9 protein-coding genes are annotated in these 13138 nt (G+C 66.0%); 6 read left to right on the top strand and 3 right to left on the bottom strand.

From position 1 onward, the window contains the following. Window position 1: 1 nt before the first annotated feature. Together MF609_RS13575 and MF609_RS13580 are read right to left on the bottom strand one after the other, a co-directional pair. The gene (locus tag MF609_RS13575) at window positions 2–1291 is read right to left on the bottom strand and encodes a M20/M25/M40 family metallo-hydrolase (protein ID WP_242416821.1); all 1290 of its coding nucleotides are present in this window, start codon (window positions 1289–1291) and stop codon (window positions 2–4) included. Between the two features lie 405 nt (window positions 1292–1696). After that, window positions 1697–2152 (bottom strand): universal stress protein, encoded by a 456-nt coding sequence (locus tag MF609_RS13580; protein ID WP_242416822.1) that lies wholly within the window; start codon window positions 2150–2152, stop codon window positions 1697–1699. Between the two features lie 129 nt (window positions 2153–2281). On the opposite strand from MF609_RS13580, the gene MF609_RS13585 reads away from it, so the two are divergent. The 6 genes from MF609_RS13585 to MF609_RS13610 all read left to right on the top strand — a co-directional run bounded on the left by MF609_RS13585 (window position 2282) and on the right by MF609_RS13610 (window position 9485). After that, a complete protein-coding gene (locus MF609_RS13585) occupies window positions 2282–3637 on the top strand; it encodes a pyruvate dehydrogenase complex dihydrolipoamide acetyltransferase (RefSeq protein ID WP_242416823.1) in 1356 nt (451 codons plus the stop codon). Then, window positions 3638–3856, top strand: a complete 219-nt coding sequence (locus MF609_RS13590; RefSeq protein WP_242416824.1) for a hypothetical protein — start codon at window positions 3638–3640, stop codon at window positions 3854–3856. It abuts the gene before it with no gap. After that, complete coding sequence (locus MF609_RS13595) at window positions 3846–4238, top strand: acyl-CoA thioesterase (protein ID WP_242416825.1); 393 nt, start codon at window positions 3846–3848, stop codon at window positions 4236–4238. Before MF609_RS13590 ends, MF609_RS13595 begins: the two co-directional genes overlap by 11 nt. 68 nt (window positions 4239–4306) lie before the next feature. Next, window positions 4307–5719, top strand: a complete 1413-nt coding sequence (gene lpdA, locus MF609_RS13600; protein ID WP_242416826.1) for a dihydrolipoyl dehydrogenase — start codon at window positions 4307–4309, stop codon at window positions 5717–5719. A gap of 66 nt (window positions 5720–5785) precedes the next feature. Next, window positions 5786–7162 carry a porin gene (locus MF609_RS13605; RefSeq protein WP_242416827.1) on the top strand — a complete coding sequence of 459 codons (1377 nt, stop codon included), beginning with the start codon at window positions 5786–5788 and terminating at the stop codon, window positions 7160–7162. A 481-nt stretch (window positions 7163–7643) separates the two neighbouring features. After that, window positions 7644–9485, top strand: coding sequence for a methyl-accepting chemotaxis protein (locus MF609_RS13610; protein WP_242416828.1), 1842 nt, complete (start codon window positions 7644–7646; stop codon window positions 9483–9485). Between the two features lie 91 nt (window positions 9486–9576). On the opposite strand, the gene mfd is transcribed toward MF609_RS13610, so the two are convergent. Beyond that, window positions 9577–13035: a transcription-repair coupling factor gene (mfd, locus tag MF609_RS13615; protein WP_242416829.1), complete on the bottom strand. Its 3459-nt coding sequence runs from the start codon at window positions 13033–13035 to the stop codon at window positions 9577–9579. Window positions 13036–13138: the final 103 nt, after the last annotated feature.

Genomic DNA, 13138 nt, shown 5'->3' on the forward strand with positions numbered 1-13138 from the left:
CTTAGCGCGGGGCGCGTCCGGCGAAGGTCGGCACGCTTTCCGCGCCCGAGGTCGACAGGGCGGACACGGCGACGAAATAATCGTCGACGATGACACCGTTCAACACCGCCTCGGCCCCCGTTACGTCGCGGCTGTTCGTCCAGTCCTGCGCATCGTTGCGCCGCCAGCGGATGCGATAGCCGGCCGCATTGGTCACGGGTTGCCAGCGGACGGTCGTGTCGGTCGCCAGCGCCCCTTCGATCGATGCGCTAGCCGGCGCGGCGGGGGCGGCGGCGAGGCGGGCGATGGTCGCCGCGTTGATCGCGGTCACCTTCGCCAGATAGGGGAAGTCCATCCGGTCGATCGTGTCGCCATAGACCCGCTTGCCCTCGCTACGCAGGTCCTGATGCTGCGCATCGTAATTCTCGACGCCGACCGAAAAGCGGATCGCGGGATAGCCGAGCTTGAGGAACGGTTCGTGGTCGCCGCCACGCCCGAATCGGTCGGGCCGCCGGTCGAGAAAGACGTCGAGCCCGCCGGGGATGCCGGTCGCGACCGCGTCGACCGTCTTGGCCAGCGCGCGCGACGGTCCGTCGTCCTCGCCGCCGGCGGCGCGGCGGGCAATCTGCTGCTCCAGCGATTCGGAGGCCCGGATACCTTCCGAAAAGACGCGGACCCGGTCGGCGACCTTGCGACCGTCCTGGCCGATGGTGTTGCCGACGATGTCGTTGTTGAGGACGGCGGTGACGATCCAGCCGCGGTCCTTCGCGGTGTCGGCGAGCAATTGCGCGCCCCACAGCCCCTGTTCTTCGCCCGACAGCGCCGCATAGACGATCGTCGCGTCGAACTTCTCCTTCGACAGGATGCGCGCGGTTTCGAGGACCAGCGCGACGCCTGAGGCGTCGTCATTGGCGCCGGGCGCATCGCTCCGTGCGTCCATCACGTCGCTGACGCGGCTGTCGATATGGCCCATCACGATCACCACCCGCTTGGGATCGCGGCCCTGCTGGAAACCCAGCACGTCGACGACGTTGACGCCGGTCGGCGCACGCGGGCCGGTAAAGGACCGCGCGATATTGGCGACGGTGATGCAATTGCCGCAGCCCGTACCGATTCGGGTCAGTTCATTCGCGAACCAGCGCCGTGCCGCACCGATCCCGCGCGTCGGATGGTCGGGATCGGAAGCGGTATGGCGCGTGCCGAACCCGACCAAGGTCGCAACATCGGCGCGCAGCCGGTCGGGGCGGGGGGTGTCGCGCGCGCCGGCGGTGGTGGCGAGCAACAGGGCGGGCAGAAGCAAGATCGAGCGCATTTCAGGGAGGATGCCGCGTTCGGCCCCCGCGCTCAACCGGTTTCCGCGGATACCCATCGCACGCTAAAACCTATCGTCCCTATGGGTGAAGATGCAGCAATCGAATGTTTGGTTTCGTTTTTTGCAATTGCTAACGGATCGGTTGCGATGCACAACGACTGTGCCTTTCAGGCATCCTCTCCTAAAACTTTACAGGGTCGGTTCGCCGGCCCTTTTTTTTGTGTCCGGACCGCGCTAACGCACCTCCACCAGCGCTGCGCTGAATTATAAGAGAGGATGTGCCGGACACCCGGCGAACAGCAGCAGCCCGCGGGGGATCGAGCGCGAATCGCTGCTCTCCCCCGCCCGGTACTTCTACGATTTTCTCATGCAAGCGGCCGGCTGAACGATAGCTGACCGCGCGAATCAGCTGAGGCGATCGATTCCCGCCTGATCGAGGCTGCCGGGGATTACCATCAGCGGCACGGGGAGGGCGCCGGCATCGGTCCCGGCGAAGTGCGTGACCAGCGGTCCCGGCGATCCGGTCGCGGCGGCGCCCAGCACCAGTGCGGCGATCGCGGGATTGGCGGCGATCATCTCGCGCACGATTCGCGGCCCGTCGCCGATCCGCACGGTCAGATGCGGTTGCAGGCCCGATTCGGCGATCAGCGTGCCGGCAGCGGCCTGCACCAGTGCCTCGGCGCGTTCCTTCGCCTCTTCCTCGATGGTCGCCTGCACGCCACCCCAGGGGGCGAATTCCTGCGGCTCGACCAGTGCCAGCACCTCGACGCCGCCATTGGTCTTTACCGCACGACGCGCGGCAAAGCGGAGCGCGACGGCGCTTTCCGGGCTTTCGTCGACCACGACCAGATATGTCCGCATTGCATCCTTCCCCTGACGCTACGGTTCATGCGCCGGTTGTTGTTGGTTGCGCAAGGTCGTGCCGGGGCTTGACCGGGAGCCGTCCGACAGCGAAGAGGCGCGACGAGCCTGAGAGGACCATTCTGCCCCATGCCGATCGAGATCAAGATGCCCGCCCTGTCCCCCACGATGGAAGAGGGGACGCTGGCCAAATGGCTGGTGAAAGAAGGTGATACCGTCAAGTCCGGCGATATCATGGCGGAAATCGAAACCGACAAGGCGACGATGGAATTCGAAGCCGTCGACGAAGGCGTGATCGGCAAGGTGCTGGTCGCGGAAGGCACCGACAATGTGAAGGTCGGTGCGGTCATCGCCATCCTGCTCGAAGAGGGTGAGGATGCATCGGCTGTCGATGCCGCACCCAAGAAGTCCGAGACGCCCGAGCCTGCCGACGACCAGTTCAAGGGCAAGCCCGACGCGACCGATCCGAACAAGACCGGCAGCGAAGCCGCGCCTGCGCCCGCCGGAACGTCGGATCACGGTCGCCCGGCCGGCGCCGGCGCTGCCCATAGCGACGGGGGCCGTGTGAAGGCCAGCCCGCTGGCGCGCCGCATCGCCGCCGACAAGGGCCTCGACCTGTCGGGCGTCACCGGCAGCGGGCCGAACGGCCGCATCGTCAAGGCGGACGTCGAGAATGCCAAGCCGGGTCAGGCCAGCGCACCGAAGTCGGAAGCCGCCGCACCCGCTCCGCACGCTGCAGCATCCGCCCCGGCCGCCGAAGCCCCCAAGGCTGCTGCCGTGTGGTTCGACGATTCGATCCCGCACACGGTCGAAAAGCTGTCGAACATCCGCAAGACGATCGCGCGTCGCCTGACCGAATCGAAGCAGCAGGTTCCGCACATCTACCTGACGGTCGATATCCGCCTGGATGCGCTGCTGAAGCTGCGCGGCGACCTCAACAAGTCGCTCGACGCGCGTGGCGTGAAGCTGTCGGTCAACGACCTGCTCATCAAGGCGCTGGGCGTTGCCCTCGAAAACAGCCCGAAGTGCAACGTCACCTTCCTCGGCAACGAAATGGTGCAGTATAGTCGCGCCGACGTATCGGTGGCGGTGTCGACGCCGACCGGCCTCATCACCCCGATCATCCGCGATGCCGCCAACAAGGGCGTGGCGAAGATCAGCAGCGAGATGAAGGACCTGGCCGGTCGCGCCAAGGAGAACAAGCTGAAGCCCGAGGAATATCAGGGCGGTACGGCGTCGCTTAGCAACATGGGCATGTTCGGCATCAAGCAGTTCGAGGCGGTCATCAATCCGCCGCAGGGCATGATCCTGGCGGTCGGTGCCGGCGAGAAGCGCCCGTATATCGTCGACGACGCGCTGGGCGTGGCGACGGTGATGACGGCGACCGGCAGCTTCGACCACCGCGCGATCGACGGTGCCGATGGCGCGGAAATGCTGAAGCTGTTCAAGGCGCTGGTGGAGTCGCCGCTCGGCCTGATCGCGTAAATGCGCGCCCGGCTGCTGACCGAGATCGTGCATGTCGTCGCGGGGATCGCGGCGGCATGGGCGATCGGGTCGTTGTCGGCATGGTCGTATCCGCTCGGGCGGCACGACATCTGGACCGTGACATGGGTGTCGATGGTCGTCGTGCTGGTGCTGGGCGTCCGGCAGGTGCAGCGCGCCATGGCCGAGGAGCGGGCGAAGAGGGTGTCGCATGATCGTTGAGAATTCCACGCTGCCGCCAAGCGACCAGCCCGCACTGCGCGTGACGGCGATGCCCGCCGACACCAATCCCTATGGCGACATCTTCGGCGGCTGGATCATGTCGCAGATGGACATGGCCGCCGGACTGCTCGCCGCGCGCCATGCCAAGGGGCGGGCGGTAACCATCGCGGTCGATGCGATGCAGTTCCACGCGCCGGTCGCGGTCGGTGACGAGCTGTCGGTCTATGCCGATCTCATCAAGGTCGGGCGGACGTCGATGACGATCAAGGTCGAAACCTGGCGTCGCGACCGCTTCGGCGAGGCCACCTGCCGCGTGACCGAGGCGCAGTTCGTCTTCGTGGCGATCGACGAACACCGCAAGCCGCGGGTGATCGCGGGCTGACGCACGGCGATCGTGCCGCAATTATTTCGGCTGCTCGACCGGGCAGCAACGAGCGAAAAGGTAAAGTGATGGCTGAATCTTATGACCTCATCGTGCTCGGTTCCGGCCCCGGCGGCTATGTCGCGGCGATCCGGGCCAGCCAACTCGGCCTGAAGGTCGCGATCGTCGAGCGCGAGCGGCTGGGCGGCATCTGCCTCAACTGGGGCTGCATCCCGACCAAGGCGCTGCTGCGGTCTGCCGAAATCTATCACTACATGATGCACGCCGCGCAGTATGGCCTGTCGGCGGAGAAGCCGGCATTCGACCTGGCGAAGGTCGTCGATCGCAGCCGCAAGGTCGCGGGCCAGCTGAACGCCGGCGTCAAGGGCCTGATGAAGAAGAACAAGGTGACGGTGCACGAGGGCGTCGGCACGATCACGGCCAAGGGCAAGCTGTCGGTCAAGCAGGGCGATAAGACGACCGAGCTGGAAGCGAAGCACATCATTATCGCGACGGGTGCCCGCGCGCGCGACCTGCCGTTCGCCAAGGCCGATGGCGCCAAGATCTGGACCTATCGCCATGCGATGGTGCCGCCCGAAATGCCGACCAAGCTGCTGGTCATCGGATCGGGTGCGATCGGTGTCGAGTTCGCCAGCTTCTACAACGACATGGGCGCCGACGTGACCATCGTCGAGATGCTCGACCGGATCATGCCGGTCGAGGACGCCGAAGTCAGCGAGTTCATGCACAAGGCGCTGACCAAGCAGGGCATGACGATCAAGACCAAGTCGGGTCTCGAGAAGCTGGAAGCGACCGCCGGCGGCGTGAAGGCCGCGATCAAGGGGCCGGACGGCAAGGTCGAGCAGGTCGAGTTCAGCCATGCGATCGTCGCGATCGGCATCGTGCCCAATACCGAGAATATCGGCATGGAAGCGCTGAAGATCGAGGCCGAGCGCGGGCACATCAAGACCGACGGTTACGGCAAGACCAATGTCGAGGGTATCTGGGCGATCGGCGACGTGACCGGCGCGCCGTGGCTGGCGCACAAGGCGAGCCATGAGGGCGTGATCGCCGCCGAAGCCATCGCCAAGGCGCTGGGCAACAAGGACGTCCATCCGCACGCGATGGACAAGAACAATATTCCGGGCTGCACCTATGCCCGGCCGCAGGTCGCCAGCGTCGGCTTTACCGAGGCGAAGGCCAAGGAAGCGGGCTACAGCGTCAAGGTCGGCAAGTTCCCGTTCATCGGCAACGGCAAGGCGATCGCGCTGGGCGAGGCCGAGGGCTTCGTGAAGACCGTGTTCGATGCCAAGACCGGCGAACTGCTGGGCGCGCACATGGTCGGCGCGGAAGTGACCGAGATGATCCAGGGCTATGTCGTCGCCCGCCAGCTGGAGACGACCGAAACCGAACTGACCCAGACGGTGTTCGCGCACCCGACCATTTCGGAATCGATGCATGAATCGGTGCTGGCCGCCTATGGCCGTGCGATTCATATCTGAGCGGTAACCGAACCGTCACAAACATCGCTTGACCCGCGCCGTGCCCGAACGGCATGGCGCGGGTCCATGAAGCAGCTCTTTCCGGCGATCCTCGCCACGTCGTTTCTGGTCGCACCGCCTGCCGCCGGGCAGACTGTGCAGGAGCTGCAACGGCAGATCGACGAGCTGAAAGCAGTCATCGCCGAGATGAAGGCGGCGCAGGCGATGACCCGCGCGACTTCCCGCACAACGCAGCCGCCGCAGGTTGCCGCAACGTCCGCACCCGTAGCGCCGATACCGGTCGCGGCCGCCGCGCCGCCGGCGAAACGCGAGAAATGGTACGATCGCATCCGCCTGCGTGGCTATACCCAGTTGCGGGTGAGCGAGATCATCTCCGGCGACCGGACCGCGCCCGCTGAGGCGGCGCGGCTGCGGTCGGTGCATGACAGCGGGATCGGCGACGATACCGGCTTCACCTTTCGCCGCATCCGGCTGGTGCTGCAGGGCGATCTGGGCGACCGGGTGTCCTTCTACCTCCAGCCCGATTTCGCGACTTCGGTGAGCAGCCAGTCGGTCGGCGAGCGGCGCGAAGGGTTCCTGCAACTGCGTGACGCCTATTTCGATGCGTTCCTCGACGCCGACAAGCGGTTCCGCCTGCGCTTCGGCCAGTCGAAGGTGCCGTTCGGCTGGGAGAATATGCAGTCGTCGTCGAACCGCGTGCCACTCGACCGCAGCGACGCGATCAACAGCGGGGTGCCGAGCGAGCGCGATATCGGCGTCGTCGCCTATTATACGCCGACCCATGTCGAGGACATCTGGGACCGGTTGACCGAGGACGGGCAGAAGCTGTTCGGCAATTACGGCGCGTTCGGGGTCGGGATCTACAACGGGCAGGGGATCAATCGCGAGGAGGCGAACGATGCGGTGATGGCGGTCGCGCTGGCGACGTGGCCGTTCGAGATCGGCGGCGGGCGGGTGCTGGAGGTCGGAGGCAGCGCCTATACCAACCGCGTCCAGCCCGAGGTCCGCACCGGGGGTGTCAGCGCGACCGCCTTCGCCGACGAACGCGTCGGGCTGCATGCGATCCTGTATCCCGCGCCGCTGGGGTTCCAGGCGGAATGGAACTGGGGGCGGGGGCCGGAATATGACCGGACGTTGCGGGCGATCACGACGAAGCCGCTCCACGGCGGTTACGTACAGGCGATGGCGCGGGTGCGGCAGTCGCCTGTGGGGCCGTTCATGCCCTATGCCCGGTGGCAGACCTATCGCGGCGGGTGGAAGGCGGCGGTCAATGCCCCCCGGCTGGAAACCGACGAGATCGAGCTGGGCATCGAGTTCCAGCCGGTGCCGGCGCTGGAACTGACGCTGGCCTATGCCCGGATGGAGCGGGCCGAGGCGGATGAGCGCCGGCTGGGCCGTGCCGAGGGCGATGTGATCCGCACTCAATTACAGCTTAATTATTAGGGGCTTGCCCAGCAGCGGGCGGCCAAAGTTCACTAAGTTCACACTTGCGCGCCGTTTGCGTCGACATGTCCTGTCGGCTTCGTAACGGAAGCGGATTCCACTCGCCCGGCATCCTGGCAGCGGACGTGGATGTAGGAAAGGGGCGGCGTCGCACCGCCCTGCGCGGCGGTTACACGGCCCGTCGCAGTGCCATGGCCCGGCCGGGTTCGCAGTATTGCGGCCATCGATATGATTCTGAACGATATTACTGTTAAGCTGGCGGTGGTTGGACGACAGAATATCCATGTATCAATTGATACATCTTCCGTGCAAACGACTGAATATACAGTAATGTAATCGATATCCAGCCGATGGGTAGAGTTTACTATGTAAACGGTACGACAATAATCAGGAGTAAGGTCTCGCGAAGACTTGAGCCGGCTATTCTGAATAAAACAATATTAACCGACTCCGCCGTATACGATGCGCAGGGAGTCCAACCATGAGCATTCGCGCAAAACTATACGCCTGCCTGGCGGCGCTGGCCCTTGCCATCGTCCTGCTCGCGACCTTGTCGTTCGCGAGTATGCAAAGCAGCAAGGCGGCACTCGACACGATCCTGACCGACCGGGTCACGCCGATGCGGGATTTGAAGGTCGTGGCCGACAAATATGCGGTCGATATCGTCGATGCGTCGCACAAGGCCCGCAACGGCAATGCCAGCTTCGCACAATCGGCGGACAAGGTCCGTAACGGCTGGCAGACGCTGCAACGGCATTGGAAGGTGTATCGCGCCACCCACATCACCGGCGACGAAGCAGCGCTGGTTGCCGAGGCCGAAAGGCGGATGCAGGTCGCAGACGGGCATGTCGCGCGGCTTCAGGCGATCCTGGAGCGCGGCGACCGGCCCGCGCTTGACGCCTTTGTCGTGAACGAGCTGTATCAGGGCATCGACCCGGTGTCGGAAACCATCGGCAAGCTGGTCGACCTGCAGCTGAAGATTGCCGACGAGACGGGCAGCGCCGCCGCCGACACCGCCGCGACCAACCGCAACATGATGGTCGGACTGATGGTCGTGGCGCTGATCGTGCTGTTCTCCTCGATCTTCATCATCTCGCAAAAGGTGGTGGCACCGATCCGGCGGCTGGCCGGTACGATCCGGGGGCTGGCGTCGGAGCAGGGCGTCGTCGAAGTCCCGCACCTGAACCAGCGCGACGAGATCGGCGATATCGCACGCGCGGTCGAGACGTTCCGCGAGGCGGTGGTCAGCGCCGAGCAGGAAAAGGCGGTCGCCGCATCGCAGGCGACCGAGGCGCTGGGCGTCGGCCTCGCCTCGCTGGCCGATGGCGACCTGACCGTCGAATTGAACGGTAGCTTCCCCGTCACCTATGCCAAGCTGCAGTCGGACTTCAACGAAGCCGCCGCCTCGCTGCGCAAGGCGTTGTCGGGCGTGTCGCAGTCGGTTTACGGCATCAACAACGGTGCCAGCGATATCCGCCAGGCGTCGGACGATCTGTCGCAGCGTACCGAGCAGCAGGCCGCGAGCCTGGAAGAAACCGCCGCGGCGATGGACGAGATCACGTCGACCGTGCGGTCGACGGCGGAGCGGGCGAACCAGGCGGATGTCGCCGTCCGGGTCGCGCGGGACGAAGCCGAGCAATCGGGCGCGGTGGTACGCCGCGCGGTCGATGCGATGGGCGGGATCGAACGGACCTCCAACGAGATTTCCGAAATCATCTCGGTCATCGACGGGATCGCGTTCCAGACCAACCTGCTTGCGCTGAACGCCGGGGTCGAAGCGGCGCGGGCGGGCGATGCGGGCAAGGGGTTCGCAGTCGTCGCGTCCGAAGTGCGGGCGCTGGCGCAGCGTTCGGCCGAAGCGGCCAAGGATGTGAAGACCCGCATCACCGCGTCGTCGTCGCAGGTCGCGGTCGGCGTGGAACTGGTCGGGGAAACGGGCAAGGCGCTCGACCGGATCATCGGCAAGATCGGCGAGATCAACCGACTGGTATCGGAAATCGCAGCGTCGGCGGAACAGCAGGCGACGGGCTTGCTCCAGATCAACACGGCCGTGTCCGAAATGGACGGCGTGACGCAGCAGAATGCCGCGATGGTCGAGCAGGCGACGGCGGCGGCATCGAGCCTGGCGTCGGAAGTCGAGGAGATGACTCGACAGATCGGCCGGTTCCGCACCGGCAACGGGCTGGCGGCACCGGTTTCCGCCGATCGCGGCAAGCCGGCCGGTGCGGTGGGCGGCGAACGCCGGGTTGCGCGGGCCGCACCGCTCCGGGTGGTCGGCAATGCGGCGGTCGCGGTGGTCGAGGACGACTGGTCGGAATTCTGACCGGGCCGTGTCCGGGCGGGGTTATGTCACCCGCCCGGGCATTTCGCTGCAACAGGGGTCGAGGGCGCGTGGGGGATTCCCGGCGGACCGCTTACCCCGCCGCCTTGGCCAATCCGCGCGAAATCTGGAGCGCGGCGTTCAGGCGGGCCTGCGGGTCGCCGAAGTTGCGGCTGATGACCAGCTTCATGTCGGGGCGCAGCTTTGCGGTGCCGGCCAGCTTGTCGACATAGGCGAGCAGGCCGTCGACGCTGGGGAACTTGTCCTCATGGAAGCTGACGATCGCGCCCTTGGCACCGACATCGATCTTGGCGATGCAGGCCTTTTTCGCATTCAGCTTCGCCTCGATCAGTTGCAGCAGATTGGCGGTCGCGACCGGCAGCTTGCCGAAGCGGTCGATCAGTTCGGTGGCGAAGGCGTCGATGCCGGCGCGGTCCTCGACATCGTTGAGGCGACGATAGAGGCCCATGCGCAGGTCGAGATCGGGGACATAATCCTCCGGGATCAGGATCGGCGCATCGACGGTGATCGTGGGGGAGAAGTCCTTGGGCTTGTCGTCGCGCAAGCCCCCGGCCTTGGCGTCGAGGATCGCCTCCTCCAGCATCGACTGGTAGAGTTCGAAGCCGACTTCCTTGATATGTCCCGATTGTTCGTCGCCGAGCATGTTGCCCGCGCCACGCTGGTCGAGGTCATGGCTGGCGAGCTGGAAACCGGCGCCCAGTGATTCGAGGTCGGACAGGACCTTCAGCCGCTTCTCTGCCGCCTCGCTGACCAGCCGTTCGGGGGGCGTGGTCATGTACGCATAGGCGCGGGTCTTCGACCGGCCGACGCGGCCGCGCAGCTGGTAGAGCTGCGCAAGGCCGAACTTGTCGGCGCGGTTGATGATGAGGGTGTTGGCGGAAGGGATGTCGAGGCCGGATTCGACGATGGTGGTCGACACGAGCAGGTCGTAGCGCTTGTCGTAGAAGGCCGACATGCGTTCCTCGACCTCGGTCGGGGCCATCTGGCCGTGCGCGACGACGTAGCGGATTTCGGGAACCTCTTCCGACAGGAACTTTTCGATATCGGGCAGGTCGGCGATGCGCGGGGTCACGAAATAGGCCTGCCCACCGCGATAATGTTCGCGCAGCAGCGCCTCGCGCAGGACCACCGGGTCCCATGGCATGATATAGGTGCGGACCGCCAAGCGATCGACCGGCGGGGTCTGGATCACCGACAGTTCGCGCAGGCCCGACATCGCCATTTGCAGCGTGCGCGGGATCGGGGTGGCGGTCAGCGTCAGGACGTGGACGTCGGCCTTCATCGCCTTCAGCCGTTCCTTGTGCGTGACGCCGAAGCGCTGTTCCTCGTCGACGATGACGAGGCCGAGGCGTTTGAAATCGACCTGTTTCGACAGGACCGCATGGGTGCCGACCACCACGTCGATGGTGCCGTTGGCGAGGCCGTCGCGGACCTTCTTCGCCTCGGTCGCGGTGACGAGGCGGGAGAGGCGGCCGACCTCGATCGGAAAGCCTTCGAACCGGGCCTTGAAGTTGTTGTAATGCTGACGGGCGAGCAGGGTGGTCGGGCACACGATGGCGACCTGCATCCCCGCCATCGCGGCGACGAAGGCCGCGCGGAGCGCGACCTCGGTCTTGCCGAAGCCGACATCGCCGACGACGAGCCGGTCCATCGGCTTGCCCGCGCCCAGATCCTCCAGCACATCGGCGATGGCGCGTTCCTGGTCGTCGGTTTCCTGATAGGGGAAACGGTCGACAAAGGCGGGATAGCCGCCGCTGTCGGGTTCGGCGATGTCGGCGGGGCGCATGGCGCGCTTGGCGGCGGTGGCGATCAGGTCGCCCGCGATCTCGCGGATGCGTTCCTTCATGCGCGCCTTGCGGCGTTGCCATGCCTCGCCGCCCAGACGGTCTAGCGTCGCACCCTCTTCGCCCGCGCCGTAGCGGCTGAGGACTTCGAGATTTTCGACCGGCACGTAGAGCTTGTCGCCGCCGGCATATTCGAGCTGGACGCAGTCGTGCGGCGCCTTGGCCACCGGGACCTGGGTCAGCCCGACATAGCGGCCGATGCCGTGGTCGGCATGGACGACGAGGTCGCCGGGGGAGAGGGTGGCGAGTTCCTGCAGGAAGGCGTCGGTATTCTTGCGACGCTTGGCGCGGCGGACGAGGCGGTCGCCGAGCATGTCCTGTTCGGTCAGGACCGCGATGTCGGCGGCGGTGAAGCCGTGGTCGAGCGGCAGGACGACGAAGGAGACGGTCGACTTCGCCCCGCCCAGCGCCTGCTGCCATGTCTCGACGGTCGAGACGCCGGTCAGGTCGTGATCGGCGAGCAGGCCCATCAATCGTTCGCGCGCACCCTCCGAATAGCTGGCGAGGATGGCCTTGCGGCCTTGCTTGCGCAGGGACGCGATGTGATCGACGACCGCTTCGTAGATATTCGCCTGTTGCGTGCGTTCTGGGGTGAAGTCACGGGGGCCGTCGACCTCGAAATCGAGCGAGGTGGCGCTGTCGGGTGCGTGGAACGGGGTGACCTGATGCGCGGCGGTGTCCGACAGGCGGTCGGCCCATTCGTCGGCCGAGAGGTAGAGCGCATTCGGGAGTAGCGGGCGGTAGCTGCCCGGATCGCTGGTCTGCGCGCGGACGCGGTTGGTGTGATAGTCGGTGATCGATTCGAAGCGTTGTTCGGCGGCGGCGGGGACGCCGGCGTCGCGGACGATGACCGCTTCGGGGGAGAGGTGGTCGAAGAAGGTTTCGAGCCGCTCTTCGAAAAAGGGCAGCCAATGTTCCATCCCCGACAGGCGGCGGCCGTCGCTGATCGCCTGATAGATCGGGTCGCCGGTGGCGGTCGCACCGAATTTTTCGCGGTAGCGGGTGCGGAAGCGCTTGATCGATTCCTCGTCGAGCAAGGCTTCGGAGGCGGGGAGCAGAGTAAAGCCGTCGACGCGGCCGGTGGTGCGCTGGTCTTCGGGGGAGAAGGTGCGGACGGTTTCGATCTCGTCGCCGAAGAAGTCGAGGCGCAAGCCCGATTCCGAACCCGACGGCCAGAGGTCGACCAGGCCGCCGCGGACGGCGAACTCGCCCGCGTCGTGGACGGTGTCGACGCGGTTGTATCCGTTCGCCTGGAGAAGCGCGGACAGGCGGGGGAGCGAGATGCGCTCGCCGGGCGCGAGGCGCGCGACCAGCTGGCGGATGCGGAACGGGGTCAACGTGCGCTGGGTCGCGGCGTTGACGGTGGTGACGATCAGGCGCGGGCCTTTGGCCTTTGTCTGAAGCGTGTGGAGTGCGGACAGGCGCTCGGCCATCGAGCGCAATGTCGGGCTGGCGCGGTCGTAGGGCAGGCAGTCCCATGCGGGGAATTGCAGGACAGCGAGTTCGGGGGCGAAGAAGGGCGCGGTAGCTGCGATGGCGCGCATCGCCGCTTCGTCGGGGGCGATATAGACGAGGTCGCTCTTTGCGCCGCGCGCGAGGTCGGCGAGGAGGACGGGCAGGAAGCCGGCCGGTACGCCCGCGAGAGTGAGCGAGCGGGGAGCGGCGAGGATTTTGGAGAGGTCGGGCATTTTCTACCTTTAGCCCTCTCTCCTTCAGGGGAGAGGGTTGGGAGAGGGGGAGTGCGCGGTGTTTTGTTACTGCCCCTCTCCCCGACCCTCTCCCCTGAAGGGG

It is taken from the genome of Sphingomonas panni, assembly GCF_022664435.1.
Taxonomy (GTDB): Bacteria; Pseudomonadota; Alphaproteobacteria; order Sphingomonadales; family Sphingomonadaceae; genus Sphingomonas; species Sphingomonas panni.